Source organism: Curtobacterium sp. MCPF17_051, assembly GCF_003234595.1.
Taxonomy (GTDB): domain Bacteria; phylum Actinomycetota; class Actinomycetes; order Actinomycetales; family Microbacteriaceae; genus Curtobacterium; species Curtobacterium flaccumfaciens.
The window spans coordinates 59,026-74,289 of sequence record NZ_QKSE01000017.1; the positions used below are offsets into that span (position 1 = coordinate 59,026).

General features: G+C 69.0%; 14 protein-coding genes. 11 read left to right on the top strand and 3 right to left on the bottom strand.

Features of this window, described 5'->3' with window-relative positions:
- Positions 1-105 precede the first annotated feature (105 nt).
- Positions 106-681 (bottom strand): DUF3043 domain-containing protein, encoded by a 576-nt coding sequence (locus DEJ35_RS13765; RefSeq protein WP_110860179.1) that lies wholly within the window; start codon positions 679-681, stop codon positions 106-108.
- A gap of 52 nt (positions 682-733) precedes the next feature.
- Between DEJ35_RS13765 and DEJ35_RS13770 the strand changes: the two genes are divergently transcribed.
- From DEJ35_RS13770 to DEJ35_RS13795, 6 genes are all read left to right on the top strand, one after another.
- The gene (locus DEJ35_RS13770; RefSeq protein WP_110860181.1) at positions 734-2,185 is read left to right on the top strand and encodes a dipeptidase; all 1,452 of its coding nucleotides are present in this window, start codon (positions 734-736) and stop codon (positions 2,183-2,185) included.
- A 58-nt stretch (positions 2,186-2,243) separates the two neighbouring features.
- Positions 2,244-2,612, top strand: coding sequence for an iron-sulfur cluster assembly accessory protein (locus tag DEJ35_RS13775; protein WP_110860183.1), 369 nt, complete (start codon positions 2,244-2,246; stop codon positions 2,610-2,612).
- A gap of 293 nt (positions 2,613-2,905) precedes the next feature.
- Positions 2,906-3,808: a cytochrome c oxidase subunit II gene (coxB, locus tag DEJ35_RS13780; RefSeq protein WP_110860185.1), complete on the top strand. Its 903-nt coding sequence runs from the start codon at positions 2,906-2,908 to the stop codon at positions 3,806-3,808.
- Positions 3,809-3,819: 11 nt separating this feature from the next.
- Positions 3,820-5,556, top strand: coding sequence for a cytochrome c oxidase subunit I (ctaD, locus tag DEJ35_RS13785; RefSeq protein ID WP_250893043.1), 1,737 nt, complete (start codon positions 3,820-3,822; stop codon positions 5,554-5,556).
- A 4-nt stretch (positions 5,557-5,560) separates the two neighbouring features.
- Positions 5,561-5,977 (top strand): cytochrome c oxidase subunit 4, encoded by a 417-nt coding sequence (locus tag DEJ35_RS13790; RefSeq protein WP_110860187.1) that lies wholly within the window; start codon positions 5,561-5,563, stop codon positions 5,975-5,977.
- Between the two features lie 158 nt (positions 5,978-6,135).
- The gene (locus DEJ35_RS13795) at positions 6,136-7,509 is read left to right on the top strand and encodes a glucose-6-phosphate dehydrogenase (RefSeq protein WP_110860189.1); all 1,374 of its coding nucleotides are present in this window, start codon (positions 6,136-6,138) and stop codon (positions 7,507-7,509) included.
- A gap of 210 nt (positions 7,510-7,719) precedes the next feature.
- Here DEJ35_RS13795 and DEJ35_RS13800 read toward each other — a convergent pair whose 3' ends face one another.
- Positions 7,720-9,636 (bottom strand): glycoside hydrolase family 15 protein, encoded by a 1,917-nt coding sequence (locus tag DEJ35_RS13800; RefSeq protein ID WP_111192963.1) that lies wholly within the window; start codon positions 9,634-9,636, stop codon positions 7,720-7,722.
- Between the two features lie 78 nt (positions 9,637-9,714).
- Entirely contained in the window at positions 9,715-10,779 is a 1,065-nt protein-coding gene (locus DEJ35_RS13805; RefSeq protein ID WP_111091094.1) for an App1 family protein, read from the bottom strand.
- A gap of 254 nt (positions 10,780-11,033) precedes the next feature.
- Between DEJ35_RS13805 and DEJ35_RS13810 the strand changes: the two genes are divergently transcribed.
- The 5 genes from DEJ35_RS13810 (at position 11,034) to DEJ35_RS13830 (ending at position 15,077) form a co-directional block, all read left to right on the top strand.
- Entirely contained in the window at positions 11,034-11,564 is a 531-nt protein-coding gene (locus DEJ35_RS13810; RefSeq protein WP_375342444.1) for a TetR/AcrR family transcriptional regulator, read from the top strand.
- Positions 11,565-11,792: 228 nt separating this feature from the next.
- Positions 11,793-12,719, top strand: a complete 927-nt coding sequence (locus tag DEJ35_RS13815) for an ABC transporter ATP-binding protein (protein ID WP_071248155.1) — start codon at positions 11,793-11,795, stop codon at positions 12,717-12,719.
- Positions 12,716-13,432: an ABC transporter permease gene (locus DEJ35_RS13820; protein ID WP_027465272.1), complete on the top strand. Its 717-nt coding sequence runs from the start codon at positions 12,716-12,718 to the stop codon at positions 13,430-13,432. Before DEJ35_RS13815 ends, DEJ35_RS13820 begins: the two co-directional genes overlap by 4 nt.
- Positions 13,429-14,157 (top strand): ABC transporter permease, encoded by a 729-nt coding sequence (locus DEJ35_RS13825; RefSeq protein WP_027465273.1) that lies wholly within the window; start codon positions 13,429-13,431, stop codon positions 14,155-14,157. Before DEJ35_RS13820 ends, DEJ35_RS13825 begins: the two co-directional genes overlap by 4 nt.
- The gene (locus DEJ35_RS13830; protein WP_111192953.1) at positions 14,154-15,077 is read left to right on the top strand and encodes an ABC transporter substrate-binding protein; all 924 of its coding nucleotides are present in this window, start codon (positions 14,154-14,156) and stop codon (positions 15,075-15,077) included. Before DEJ35_RS13825 ends, DEJ35_RS13830 begins: the two co-directional genes overlap by 4 nt.
- Positions 15,078-15,264: the final 187 nt, after the last annotated feature.

The window sequence follows — 15,264 nt, forward strand, 5'->3', positions numbered from 1 at the left end:
CACCGCCACGGGCCTCCAGTCCGTCGTGTGGGTGCGGGAACGACGGAGTGGAAACGACGAAGCGCCGCCCGGCATGCCGGGCGGCGCTTCGTCATGTGCGTGTGGCTAGAGCGTGGGGTACTGCCCACGCCGGACCTGGGGCTTCGGCAGCCGCAGGAAGCGCAGCTGCCACGCCCGCGTGAGGATGTAGAGGAACGTGCCGCGCTGGAACTCGCCGAACTTGGTGGTGAGCTTGCGGCGGAGCGACAGCCACAGCACGACGCAGTCGATGATGAACAGCGCCACGAACGCCCACACCAGCAGGAGTGAGTAGGACGCGATCACGGTCTGCGCGGCCGCGAACCCGACGATCAGGAACAGCACGAGCACGGGCATCATGACCTCGCCGACGTTCCAGCGGGCGTCGATCCAGTCTCGGACGAAGCGTCGCTGCTCACCGCGGTCCTTCGCCGGCAGGTAGCGCTCCTCGCCGTTGGCCATGCCGACCCGGGCACGCTCGCGCTCCGAGTTGAGACGAGCGCGGGCGGCCTTCTTGTCGACCGGCGTGTTGCCGACGAGGGGGCGGCGGTTCGCTGCCTCTCGCTCGCGGCGGGACGGCGTGGGGCGGCCCTTGCCCTGCTCGAGGAGCTCGGCCTCGGTCGGGTTGACGGTCGTGTTGGTCTTGGGGGCTGCCTTCGCCACGGTGCGTTCCTAACGGCGGTGTGCGTGCGGGATCTCCTCTAGATTACCGGGCATGACCGACAGCGAACAGCACAGCCCCGCGACCGACCCCGCGCTCCTCGACGCCCTGCGCGAACACGTGCAGGGGGCACTGCCCACGACGATCGCCGACCTGTCCGCGCTGGTGCGCCTGCCGTCGGTGTCCTGGTCGGCCTTCGACCCGGCGAAGGTGCGCGCGAGTGCCGAGGCCGTCGCGGACCTCGCCCGGTCGACCGGGGTGTTCGGCGCGGACGACGTCAGGATCGTGCGGTCCGCGGTGTCCGGCTCGACGGCCGACGTCGCCGAGGCCGACGCCGAGACCGAACTGGGCCAGCCCGCGGTGCTCGCGGTGCGCCCGGCGCGGAACGGCAAGCCGACGGTGATGCTCTACGCCCACCACGACGTGCAGCCGCAGGGCGACGAGGCCCTGTGGGAGACGCCGCCGTTCGAGCCGACCCTGCGCGGTGACCGCCTGTACGGCCGCGGGGCCTCGGACGACAAGGCGGGCGTGATGACGCACATCGCGTCGCTCCGCGCGGTGCACGCCCAGTTCGGTGACGACCTCGACCTCGGGATCGTGCTGTTCGTCGAGGGCGAGGAGGAGTTCGGCTCGCGCTCGTTCCGCACGTTCCTGCGCGAGCAGAAGGAGCACCTCGCCGCCGACGTCATCGTCGTGGCGGACAGTGACAACTGGTCGACCGAGGTGCCGTCGATCACGGTCTCACTGCGCGGCAACGTCACCTTCAAGCTCACCCTGACCACGCTCGAGCACGCCAGCCACAGCGGCATGTTCGGGGGAGCGGCCCCGGACGCGATGATCCCCATGGTGCAGCTGCTCGCCTCGCTGCACGACGCGGACGGTTCGGTCGCCGTCGACGGGCTGACCTCGTACGAGGCCGACGTGCCGGAGCGCACCGAGGACGAACTCGCCGTCGACGCCGCACTCGTCCCCGGTGTGCGCCCGATCGGCACCGGCGCCGTGCTGTCCCGCATGTGGTTCCAGCCGTCGATCACGGTGACCGGCATGGACGTGCCGAGCGTCGCGAACGCCTCGAACACCCTGCTGCCCACGGTCTCGGCACGGGTCTCGGTCCGCGTCGCCCCCGGCCAGGACGCCAGGCAGGCGTACGCGGCCGTCGAGCGGCACCTGCGCGAGCACGTCCCGTTCGGTGCACGGATGGAGATCACCGAGCCGGACAGCGGCGACGGGTTCCTCGTCGACACCGCTGGCTGGGCCGTCCAGGAGGCCCGCACGGCCATGCGCGAGGGGTGGGGTGCCGAGGCGGTCGAGCAGGGCATCGGCGGATCGATCCCGTTCGTGTCCGACCTCGCCGCGGAGTTCCCGGACGCGCAGATCCTGGTCACCGGCGTCGAGGACCCGGACACCCGTGCCCACAGCCCGAACGAGTCGCAGCACCTCGGTGTCCTGCACCGTGCCATCGCGTCGGAGACGATCCTGCTCGCCAGGCTCGCGACGCGCAGCTGAGGGTGCTTACAATCGACGCCAGGCGCGGTGACCAGCACCGCCCGGAGGGAGACGCGCGATGAGCGACACCATCACCGGAGCACCGGCGACTGAAACGCAGTCGCACGGCGTCCTCCTGAGCGACGCCGCTGCCGGCAAGGTGGCGAGCCTGCTCGAGCAGGAGGGCCGCGACGACCTGCGCCTGCGCCTCGCCGTCCAGCCCGGCGGCTGCTCGGGCCTGATCTACCAGCTGTACTTCGACGAGCGCCTGCTCGACGGCGACGTCACGGCCGAGTTCGACGGGGTCGAGGTCGTCGTCGACAAGATGAGCGTCCCGTACCTCGACGGCGCGACGATCGACTTCGAGGACACGATCCAGAAGCAGGGCTTCACGATCGACAACCCGAACGCGCAGGGCAGCTGCGCCTGTGGTGACAGCTTCCACTGATCATCAGCGATCCGACACGCGAGCGGGGAGCGACCGGAACGGTCGCTCCCCGCTCGCGTTCGTGTGACCGGACGTGGCGCGCCGGGGCGCGGCGCGACCGGGCGGAATCGGGCCCGTCGGCGTGCGGATCGAGGCCAGAACCGTGTCGTGTGTGCGCGAGCGGTACCGAGCTGCGAGTAAGCTAGGAGTGTTCCAATCAAGCTGGGAGCCAGCCATGCGCCGCCTTCGTGCGGCTCGCCGTCGGACTCGACGGGCTGACCTCCTGAAGCTCACGTCTTTTGCGAGAGGTAACAGTGCGTTCGAATCGCCGTATACGTTGGGCGGCCGTCCCGGTGGCCGTCGGTCTGGTCATCGCACTGGCTGGCTGCACGCAGCAGCAGATGAACGGATGGCTCCCCGGCACGGAGGAGACGAAGAACGTCACCAACCACACGAGCCGCATCGTCGGCCTGTGGACCACCAGCTGGGTCGTTCTCCTCGCCGTCGGACTCATCGTCTGGGGCCTCGTCATCTGGGCAGCGATCGTCTACCGCCGCCGGAAGGGCCAGACCGGCCTGCCCGTGCAGATGCGGTACAACATGCCGCTCGAGATCTTCTACACGATCGTGCCGCTGATCCTCGTGCTCGGCTTCTTCGCCTTCACCGCGAAGGACCAGGCCGCGATCGAGAAGCCCTTCGCCGACCCCGACGCCACCGTGCACGTGTACGGCAAGCGCTGGGCGTGGGACTTCAACTACATCAACAAGGACAACCCCGAAGAGAGCGTCTACTACCAGGGCATCCAGGCCCAGGAAGAAGAGAACGCCAACGGGGCGATCGACGAGTCGCAGTTGCCGACCCTCTACCTGCCGAAGGGCAAGAAGGTCGCGATCGAGCTCTCCTCGCGTGACGTCGACCACTCCTTCTGGGTCATCGACTTCCTCTACAAGAAGGACATGCTCCCGGGCAAGACCAACTGGGAGTACTTCATCCCGGAGAAGCTCGGCACGTACCAGGGCAAGTGCGCTGAGCTCTGCGGTGAGTACCACTCGCTGATGCTCTTCCAGGTGAAGGTCGTCACCCCGGCGCAGTACCAGGACTACCTCGACACCCTGAAGGACCAGGGCAAGGTCGGTCTGCTCGGTGACGAGTACAACACCAACTCCAACGAACCGAACAACAAGGCGCCGGTCGAGGCGTCCAGCGAGAACAAGTAGGGGCTCGTCAGATGACAACGTCACTCGTCGGCCAACCGACCCAGACCTCGTCGCCGGACTTCCAGGCGTCGAAGGTGGGTCGGAAGGGCAACATCGTCGTCCGGTGGATCACCTCCACCGACCACAAGACCATCGGGTACATGTACCTGATCGCGTCGTTCATCTTCTTCCTGCTCGCAGGTGTGATGGCGCTCGTGATCCGTGCCCAGCTCTTCGAACCCGGCCTGCACGTGGTCGCGACGAAGGAGCAGTACAACCAGCTGTTCACGATGCACGGCACGATCATGCTGCTGATGTTCGCGACGCCGCTGTTCTCCGGCTTCGCGAACGCGATCATGCCGCTGCAGATCGGTGCGCCCGACGTCGCCTTCCCGCGACTCAACGGCTTCGCCTTCTGGCTCTACCTGTTCGGCTCGCTCATCGCGGTCGGCGGCTTCCTCACCCCGCAGGGCGCAGCCTCGTTCGGGTGGTTCGCCTACGCGCCACTGAGTGACACGACGTTCACACCAGGGCTCGGCGGCACACTCTGGGTCTTCGGGCTCGGCATGACCGGCTTCTCGACGATCCTCGGCGCGGTGAACTTCATCACCACGATCATCACGATGCGTGCCCCGGGTCTGACCATGTTCCGCATGTCGATCTTCACGTGGAACACCCTCGTGACGGCGCTCCTCGTCCTGATGGCGTTCCCGGTCCTCGCGACGGCGCTCTTCGGCCTCGGGCTCGACCGCGTGTTCGACGCGCAGATCTTCAACCCGGCCAACGGCGGGGCCCTGCTCTGGCAGCACCTGTTCTGGTTCTTCGGGCACCCCGAGGTCTACATCATCGCGCTGCCGTTCTTCGGCATCGTCTCCGAGGTCTTCCCGGTGTTCAGCCGCAAGCCGATCTTCGGGTACAAGACCCTGGTCTACGCGACGATCTCCATCGCGGCCCTCTCGATCACGGTGTGGGCGCACCACATGTACGTCACCGGTGGCGTCCTGCTCCCGTGGTTCTCGCTCATGACGATGCTGATCGCGGTCCCGACCGGCGTGAAGATCTTCAACTGGGTCGGCACCATGTGGCGCGGTTCGGTCACGTTCGAGACCCCGCTCCTCTGGGCCCTCGGCTTCCTCATCACGTTCACCTTCGGTGGTCTCACCGGCGTGATCCTGGCGTCGCCGCCGCTCGACTTCCACGTGTCCGACTCGTACTTCGTCGTGGCGCACTTCCACTACGTGGTCTTCGGCACCGTCGTGTTCGCGATGTTCTCGGGCTTCTACTTCTGGTGGCCGAAGTGGACCGGCAAGATGCTCAACGAGCGACTCGGCAAGATCCACTTCTGGCTCCTGTTCATCGGGTTCCACACCACGTTCCTCATCCAGCACTGGCTGGGCGTCATCGGCATGCCGCGTCGTTACGCGACCTACCTGCCGAACGACGGTTTCACCTGGATGAACCAGCTGTCGACGATCGGCTCGATGATCCTCGCGATCTCGTTCCTGCCGTTCATCTTCAACGTCTACGTGACCGCCCGGAACGCACCGAAGGTCGCCGTGAACGACCCGTGGGGCTACGGCCGTTCGCTCGAGTGGGCGACCTCCTGCCCGCCGCCGCGCCACAACTTCACGTCGATCCCGCGCATCCGTTCGGAGTCCCCGGCCTTCGACCTGAACCACCCCGAGGCCGGTGTGCCGATCGGTGTCGGTCCCGCGAAGGACGCCCCCGATGCCCCGACCTACGACGCCGCGAAGGGCGAGGTGAAGTAAGGCCATGCGCGCGAACACCAACCTGTTCTGGATCCTCTTCGGGTTCTTCATCCTGGCGGACGCCGCCTACACGATCTGGGCGCTGATCTACTACGGCGAGCCCGAGTGGGTGGGCACCGTGGCGATCGGCCTCACCGGCCTGATGTCGGCGTTCATCGCCTTCTACCTCGGCAAGGTCATGTCGTCCCAGGGCGGGGTCCTGCCCGAGGACCGCCCCGACGCCAACATCGAGGACGGCGACGCCGAGCTCGGGCACTTCAGCCCGTGGTCCTGGTGGCCCATCCTGCTGGCCGCCGCGGTCGGCGTGTGCTTCCTCGGCGTGGCCGCCGGCCTGTGGATCGTCCCGATCGGGCTCGTCCTCGTGGCGATCACCCTGGTCGGTTGGGTCTACGAGTACTACCGCGGCAACTTCGGGCACTGACCCGGCGCTGCAGCGCACCTGACACTTCGGGCGGCACCAGAACGGTGCCGCCCGAAGTGCGTCCAGGAGACGAACTCCGGTCCCGATCCGGAACAAACGGGCCCGCCCGCGACTTGACTGGAGCGGACCTCCCACCACAGCGAAAGGAGTCACCTCAGGTGACCGACAAGCGCACCCTCATCATCTTCGGCGCGACGGGCGACCTCGCCTCCCGCCTGCTCCTGCCGGGCCTCGGCACGTTCCTGCAGAGCGGCCGTGCAGTCCCCGTGCAGCTGATCGGCACGGGCCGCAGCGAGCGCAGCCCCGAGAAGTGGAAGGACATCGTCACGCAGTCCTTCGCGTCGCAGGACGTCAAGGGGCCGGAGGTCGACGCGACCATCGAGTCGACGCAGTTCATCCAGGGCGACCCCACCGACCCGAAGCACCTCGAGGCGCTCCTGGCCGCGGCCGAATCCGAGCCGATCCTGTACTTCGCCCTCCCGCCGCAGATCGCCTCCGACATCTGCGAGGCGCTCGAGCACGTCGAGCTCCCCGAGGGCACGACCCTGGCCTTCGAGAAGCCCTTCGGCACCGACGTCGCCAGCGCCCAAGCCCTCAACGAGACCGTGCTCAAGCTCGTCCCCGAGGACCGCGTGCACCGCACCGACCACTTCCTCGGCCGCACCACCGTGCTGAACATCATCGGTCTGCGCTTCGCGAACCGCCTGTTCGAGCCCATCTGGAACGCCGAGAACATCGAGAAGGTCGACATCTTCTACGACGAGACCCTCGGTCTCGAGAACCGCGCCCAGTACTACGACGAGGCCGGCGCGATGGTCGACATGATCCAGTCGCACCTGCTGCAGATCCTCGGCCTGGTCACGATGGACGCCCCGGCCGCGATCGACGCGGTCGAGTTCCGCTCGTCGCTCGCCCGGGTCCTGCGCTCCACCCGCCTCAAGGGCGACGACGCGAAGATCGCCTCGCGCCGCGCGGTCTACACGGCCGGCACCATCGACGGCAAGGAACTGCCGTCGTACCAGGAAGAGGACGGCGTCGACCCGTCGCGCAAGACGGAGACCCTCGCCGAGATCTCGGTCGAGGTCGACACCGCCCGCTGGGCCGGCGTCCCCTTCACGCTGCGCTCCGGCAAGGCCCTTGGCGCCAGCCGGAAAGAGGTCCTGATCACCTTCAAGCCGGTCACGCGCCTGCCCTCCGGTCTGAGCGGTCGCCCGAAGACCGACACCCTGCGCATCGTCCTGAACCCGGACGAGATCGAGCTGTCGGTGTCGGCCAACGGCGGTGGCAACCCGTTCGAGATGGGACAGGTCACCCTGTCGTCGTCGTTCAGCGACGGCGAGCTCACCCCGTACGGCGAGGTCCTGAACGGCATCTTCCACGACGACCCGCTGCTCTCAATCCGCGGTGACGTGGCCGAGCGCTGCTGGGAGATCGTGGAGCCGGTCGTCGCCGCCTGGAAGGCGGACGAGGTCCCGCTCGAGGAGTACCGCGCCGGTTCGCGCGGCCCGGCGGACTGGGAGTCGTCGTCCTGACGGACGCGTTCCCGACGTCCTGAACGGACGCACGGACGGACGGGAGGCCCGGTGCCAGCTGGCACCGGGCCTCCCGTCCGTCGTGGGGTCGCCATCAGGGCATCGCAAGACGCCGTCGTGTCATCGAGACGCCGCCGGATCCTGCGGCGTCTCGGCGGCTTCGAGGCGTCGCGCGAAGACGACGGCGTCTTCAGGGCGGAGAGCGGGACGTCAGGCGGGGGAGCCGGCGCGCTCACCCTCGCCGGTCCACGACCGCGTGCCGCCGTCGTGGACGGGCAACCGCGTGCGGTGCCCGACGGTCGCGCCACGTGCGCGCTCGATGGCGTCCGCTGCCGACACGAGCGTCAGGTGCGACAGCACCTGCGGGGTGTTGCCGATGTGGTGCCCGGTGGCGACGTCGATCTCCTCGGAGAGCATGCCGACGTCGTTCGCGTCCCCGACGAGCACGTCCATCAGGCGTTCCGCGTCCTCGACCCGGCCGGAGGCGGCGTACTGCTCCACCAACCAGAACGAGCACGCCAGGAACGGGTGCTCGGCACCGGACAGTCCGTCGAAACCGGCCGTCGTGCGGTAGCGGAGCACGAGGCCGTCGTCCCCGACGCGCAGGTCCTCCTCGATGGCGCGGACGGTGCCCGTCATCCGGGGGTCGTCGGCGCGGCAGAACCCGACCTGCGGCAGGACGAGCAGGCTCGCGTCGACCTCGTCGGTGTCGTAGTGCTGACGGAACGAGCCGCGCGCGGCGTTCCAGCCGTGCTCGTCGATCTCGGCTCGGACGGTGTCGCGCAGGGTGCGCCAGCGGTCGACGGGCCCCTCGAGGCCGAACTCCTCGACCGCGGCGACCCCGCGGTCGAACGCAGCCCAGATCATCACCCGTGAATGGGTGAAGCTGCGCCGCGGGCCGCGCATCTCCCAGATGCCGTTGTCCGGCTCCTGCCAGTGCTCCTCGACGTAGCCGAGCAGTGCCCGTTGCAGCGCCCAGGAGTCGGCGTTCTCCTCGACCCCGAGCTCGCGGGCGTCGTGCAGTGCCGCGAGCACCTCGCCGAAGACGTCGCCCTGGTACTGCGTCGAGGCTCCGTTGCCGACCCGCACGGGCGTCGACCCGAGGTACCCGGGCAGCTCGGGCAGCTCCCGTTCGGGCAGCTCGCGTTCGCCGGCGGTGCCGTACATGATCTGGACGTCGGCGGGGTCACCCGCGATCGCGCGCAGCAGCCAGCCGCGCCAGTGCGTGGCCTCGTCGCGGTAGCCGTGGGCGATGAGCGACGCGAGCGCGAGGGAGGCGTCGCGAAGCCACACGTATCGGTAGTCCCAGTTGCGTTCGCCGCCGGGGTCCTCCGGCAGGCCCGTGGTCGCGGCGGCGACGACGCCGCCGGTCTCGCCGTGGGTCATCGCGCGGAGGAACACCAGCGACCGTCGTGCGGCGTGGGCGTACCGACCGGTGGTCTGCGCGGGGGCGGTCCACGCCGTCCACCACGAGATGGTGTGGGCGAGGGCTGCGTCGACGTCGAGCGGCTCCGGCGGCTCGCGGTGCGACGGGTACCAGGTGAGCACCGTGTCGAGCACGTCGCCGTCGTGGATCGTCGTGACGGCGGTGTGCCGGTGGTCGTCGGCGCGGAACTGCGGCCCCCGGACGATCACCGAGCCCGGGCCCGCCGTCGCGAGCAGCGCCGGTTCGTCGTCGTCCCCGATCTGCCGGATCCAGGGCAGGGCGCGCGAGTAGTCGAAGCGGATCCGGAGCGTCTGCCGGAGCTCGACGGTGCCGCGGAGCCCACGCACCCGGCGGACGATCGAGGGGCGGTGCGCGCCGACGGGCATGAACTCGGTGACCTCGACCACGCCGTCACGGGTGGTCCACACGGTCGAGAGCACCAGGGTGTCGCCGTGGTACCGCCACTCGGCGGTGGCGTCGTCGTCGACGGGTCGCAGGGTCCAGTGGCCGTGGTCCTCGGTGCCGAGCAGCGAGGCGAAGGTGGACGAGCTGTCGAAGCGCGGCAGGCACGCCCAGTCGATGGTCCCGTCGCGGCCGACCAGGGCAGCGGTGCCGGTGTCGCCGATCAGGGCGTGGTCCTCGATGCGGTTCGGCGGTGTGTGTGGTGCGGCTGGGGGTGGTGCGGCCGGCTCGGTGCTCATGGACCGATCGAACACCCGGTGTCCGAGCACTGCGGTCGGACGAAGGGACTCCGGGCCGAGATCGTGATGAAGGGTCGCTCAGGCCGGGTCGGAGGCGTCGGACTCGATGATGCCGACCCGTGCGAGCTCGCTCCACAGGCCGGCGCCGTCCGGTGCGTACACCCAGGGCGCCGACGAGTCACGGGAGCGTTCCTGCGCCCGCGAGCGACCACCGGCCAGGACGGCTTCGCTCGTGGACAGCTGCCGGATGGCGACGCCCGCGACGTTGTCCGGGTGCTCCCGCGAGAAGTCGCCGTAGAGGGTCTCGTCGTGCTGTCCGTCGTCGCCGACCAAGAGCCAGCGGATGTCCGGGAAGTCCTTGGCGAGCCGCCGCAGGTTCTCCTGCTTGTGCAGTTGACCGCTGCGGAAGAACCGGTCGTGGGTGGGACCCCAGTCGGTGAGCAGGAGCGTGCCGGACGGGTACATGTTGCGCGACAGGAAGCGCTGCAGCGTCGGGGCGACGTTCCACGCTCCGGTCGACAGGTAGACCGTCGGGGAACCGGGGTGCTGCGCGAGGATCCGCTCGTACAGCACGGACATGCCCGGCACCGGGCGGCGGGCGTGCTCGGTCAGGACGAACGAGTTCCAGGCGGCGAGCATGGGGCGGGGGAGCGAGGTCACCATGACGGTGTCGTCGATGTCGGACAGCAGCCCGAAGCGGGTGTCCGGGTGCACGACGAACACGTCGGCCTCGACGTCGCGCCCGCCGCCTGCCGACAGCCGCACCGTGCGCCAGCCGGGCTCGAGGTCGATCGGGACGATGGTGTCGACGACGCCACCACGGTCGGTCTTCACCACGTGGGAGACGCCGCCGGCGGTGACGGTGACCTCGGCGTGGTCGACGGCGACGCTCGTGAAGCTCTTCCAGCCGCGGACGCCGGCGTAGGAGACGTCGGAGGCGAGACCGCGGCGCGTCAGCAGCACACGGCAGAGGATGCGCACCCAGCCGGGCGCGCCGTAGCCGGTGTACGGGACCACCGTGGGCACCAGTCCGCGACGGCGTGCACGGTGCTCGCGGAACTCCTGGACGGCGTCCTCGATGCGGGCCGCGCGGTGCAGGAGCGGCTCGGCCAACGACGGCTCGTGGGGCGTCGGGTCGGGCATGGCGTCATCATCCCATGGACGGCTGACGAATCCGCGCGCTGGCGGAACTGGTGAGTCGCAGCCACGTTCCAGGCGGGTTCTGCGAAAGTTGTCCCCGTCACACCAACCAACCGCGCTGGAGCGCAAGAGGAGAACACGTGCTCGTCACCGAGGTAACGAACGCTCTGCCGGGGGGATCATCACTGCTCAGGAACGAGCCGGTCCAAGCCCGCAGTTCGGCGCGCCTCGCCGGCCTCCTCGACGCCGCAGCCGCGGTGATCGACGAGATCGGGTTCGAACGGCTCACGACCGCCATGGTCGCCGAGCGCGCGGGGGCGTCGATCGGCACCGTCTACCGGTACTTCCCGGACCGCATCGCCGTGGTCGAGGCACTCGCGATCCGCTGCACCCAGCGGCTCGCCTCCCGCTTCGTCGAGGTGCTCGACGCCAGCGGCGCCGAGACCTGGCAGGACGCCAACGACGCGCTCATCGACATGACCGCCGAGATGTACCGCACCGAGCCCGGCTTCCGGGCCATCCGCTTCGGCGACCCGGCGGACACCGGCACGGGCGATGCCGAGGACCGCATGGGAGCGCTCGGCGCAACGGTCGGCCAGATCATGCGGGACCGCTTCGGCCTGCCGGACGACGAGCGCATCGCCCGAGCCTGGGTCGTCCTCGCGGAGTCCGGTCACGCGGTGCTGGCGCGGGCGCACCGCGACCGCGAACACCCCGACACGGAGCTGATCGAGGAGTACCGCCGGATGAACCGAGCGCACCTGGAATCGGTGATCGCCGCGTCCTGACCACCCAGTCAGCCGGCGCGACACGCCGGTGACCGATCCGATCCGCCCGCGCCTCCGAACACCGAGGCGCGGGCGTCGTCGTCCCCACCGAACCCGTCGAGCCCGTCGGCATCCCCGCCGCCCTGCACACCGCCGCGGGTCCGTCACGGATCGTCACAGCGAACCGATGTCGGCACCCCCGGGTACTCTCATCCGGAGTCGGGCTACCTCCGAACAGAAGGGCACCCCATGATCGAGTTCCGCTCGGTGCGCAAGACCTACCCGGACGGCACGACTGCGGTCGAGCACTTCGATCTGGTCATCCCGTCCCGGACCACCACCGTCTTCGTCGGATCCAGCGGCTGTGGCAAGACCACGCTGCTCCGCATGATCAACCGCATGGTCGACCCCACCTCCGGAACCGTCGAGATCGACGGCTCGGACGTCGCCGGGATCAACCCCGTCGAGCTCCGTCGCCACATCGGGTACGTCATGCAGAACTCCGGACTGCTGCCGCACCGCAAGGTCGTCGACAACATCGCGACCGTCCCGCTGCTGACCGGCGTCTCCAAGGCCGACGCGCGGAAGCGCGCCCTCGAGCTCATGGACACCGTCGGGCTCGACCGTGCCTTCGCCGACCGCTACCCGTCACAGCTCTCCGGCGGCCAGCAGCAGCGCGTCGGTGTGGCCCGCGGGCTGGCCGTCGACCCGAACATCCTGCTCATGGACGAGCCGTTCGGTGCGGTGGACCCCCTGGTGCGGAACGACCTGCAGGACGAGCTCATCCGCCTGCAGCGTGAACTCGGCAAGACCGTCGTGTTCGTGACGCACGACATCGACGAGGCGTTCAAGCTCGGCGACCAGGTCGTCATCCTCAAGAAGGGCGGCGAGATCGCCCAGCAGGGGACGCCGGCCGAGATCCTCGCCGCGCCCGCCGACGACTTCGTTGCCACGTTCATCGGTGCCGGCCGCGGGCGCCGCGCACTCCGTGTCGAGCAGACACCGACGGGTCCGATCGTCGTCGACGGTGAAGGCCGCGCGGCCGGCGTACTGACGGGTCCCGTCGGGGTCGTCGACGCCGCCGAGGCCGTGCCGCAGTCCGACGCTCGAGCAGCAGAGGCCGGAGCGTCGCACGACGCACCGGGTGCTCCGGCGCAGGGTGGGGGCACCCGGTGAAGTGGGTGCTGGCGAACCTCGACACGATCTGGGACAACACCCTCTCCCACCTCGCGATCGCGATCCCGCCGATCATCGTCGCGTTCCTGCTGTCGATCCCGATCGGGTGGCTGGTGGTCCGGCTGCAGCGCCCCGGTGGGTCGCGCTTCGCATCGGGTGTGGGCAGCAGCATCGTGACCCTCGCCGGTCTGCTCTACGCCATCCCGTCGCTCGCCCTGTTCGTCGCGCTGCCGAGCATCATCGGCACCGGCCTGCAGAGCCCGATCAACGTCGTCATCGGCTTGACGCTGTACGGCCTCGCACTGATGGTCCGGTCCACGGTCGACGGGCTGACCTCGGTCGACTCCGAGACCAAGTCCGCCTCGACCGCCATGGGCTACTCACCGGCGCAGCGGTTCTTCCGGGTGGAGCTCCCGCTCGCCGGTCCGGTCCTGCTGGCCGGGCTCCGGGTGGTCTCGGTCTCCACGATCTCGCTGACCACGGTCGGCGCGGTCCTCGGCATCCCGAGCCTCGGTCTCCTGTTCACCGACGGCCTGGGGCGCGGGATCTACGAGGAGATCCTCTCCGGCATCGTGATGGTGCTCGTGCTCGCCTTCGCCCTCGACGGCCTCCTCGTGCTGCTCGGGCGGCTGGTCATGCCGTGGACCCGGACGAACTCGGTGTCACGCCGACAGGCCCGCCGGGTCCTGCAAGCAGCGGAGGTCTCCTCGTGATCATCGGACAGGCCTTCGCGTGGGTGTTCGACCCCGCGAACTACGGCGGCTACAACGGCATCCCCCAGCGCCTCTGGGAGCACGTCTGGATCACCCTGCTCGCGGTGCTCATCGCCGCCGTCATCGCCGTGCCGGTCGGGTACGCGATCGGCCACACGCGCCGTGCTCGTGGCTTCTCGATCGCCGTGTCCGGCGGGGTGCGGGCGCTCCCGACGCTCGGCGTGCTCTCGCTGTTCGGGCTGCTGCTCGGCATCGGGCTGCAGGCTCCCTTGCTCGCCCTCGTCATCCTGGCGATCCCGTCGGTGCTCGCAGGTGCGTACTCCGGCATCGAGTCCGTCGACCCGGGGGTCGTCGACGCCGCGAAGGCCCAGGGCATGACCGGCTGGCAGATCCTGTGGAAGGTCGAGATCCCGCTCGGGCTCCCGCTCCTGATCGGCGGCATCCGTGCCGCTGTGCTGCAGGTCGTCGCAACGGCCACGCTCGCCGCGTACGTCGGGGCCGGTGGCCTCGGCGGGTACTTCTTCCTCGGCCTGAAGACCCAGGACTACGCCGAGATGCTCGGCGCCTCCATCCTCGTGATCGCCCTCGCGATCGCGTTCGAGATCGTGTTCGCCGTGCTGCAGCGGGCGGCGGTGCCGAAGGGCACCGCGGACCCGTCGGCCCGACAGCGTCAGGGGTCGCGTGAGCGAGCCCGCAATCCACTCCCGGAAGGAAATCCCTCGTGATCACAGCACCCAAGATCCGCGCCGGTGTCGCCGTCGCGATGGCGGTGGGCGTCGTCGCCGCCCTCGCCGGCTGCGCGTCGAGCGACCCGCTCGACAGCGGCTCCAGCGACTCGTCCGACTCGAAGACCATCGTCGTCGGATCGCAGCAGTACTACTCGAACGAGATCATCGCCGAGCTCTACGCCCAGGTCCTCGAGAAGGACGGCTTCGACGTGAAGCGCAACTTCAACATCGGGCAGCGTGAGGTCTACATCCCGCAGCTCGAGAAGGGCGCCATCGACGTCATGCCCGAGTACAGCGGCAACCTGCTGCAGTACTTCGACAAGGACTCGGACGCGAAGACCGCCGACCAGATCGACGACGGGCTCGACAAGGCCCTGCCGAAGGGCCTCCGGGTCCTCGACGAGGCCGACGCGACCGACCAGGACAGCTACACCGTCACGAAGAAGTTCTCCGAGGACAACGACGTCACGAGCCTCGCCGACCTGAAGAACGTCGACGAGAAGCTCACCGTGGGGGCCAACTCCGAGAACCAGACGCGGCCGTACGGGCCGAAGGGGCTCAAGTCGGTCTACGGCGTCGACGTCGACTTCAAGGCGATCGAGGACGGTGGTGGCGCCCTGACCGTCAAGGCGCTCAAGGACGACACCGTCCAGCTGGCGGACATCTACACGGCCGACCCGAGCATCAAGGCGAACGGCTTCGTCACGCTGAAGGACCCGGAGAACCTGATCCTGCCGCAGAACGTCGTGCCGGTCGTCTCGAAGAAGGTCGACGAGAAGGCTGCGGACGCGATCGACTCGGTCAACGAGAAGCTCACGACCGAGGCTCTGATCGAGCTCAACACCAAGAGCACGGCCGACAAGGAGAAGGCGTCCACCATCGCCGAGGACTGGCTCGAGGCCGAGGGTCTGCTCTAGCACCTGGCGGAAAGTAAAACGACAGGCGTCGGGTATCTACCCGGCGCCTGTCGTCGTTCACGGAGTGGCCAGCGCGAACATCGGTTCCGCACGGTTGTGCCGTGCAGAGGCTGTGCACGTTTGTGCACAGGGCGGTTCTACAAGTTGTCGAACTGGGGCGCGGCGCGATAGCGTTTGTGGTGTCCCA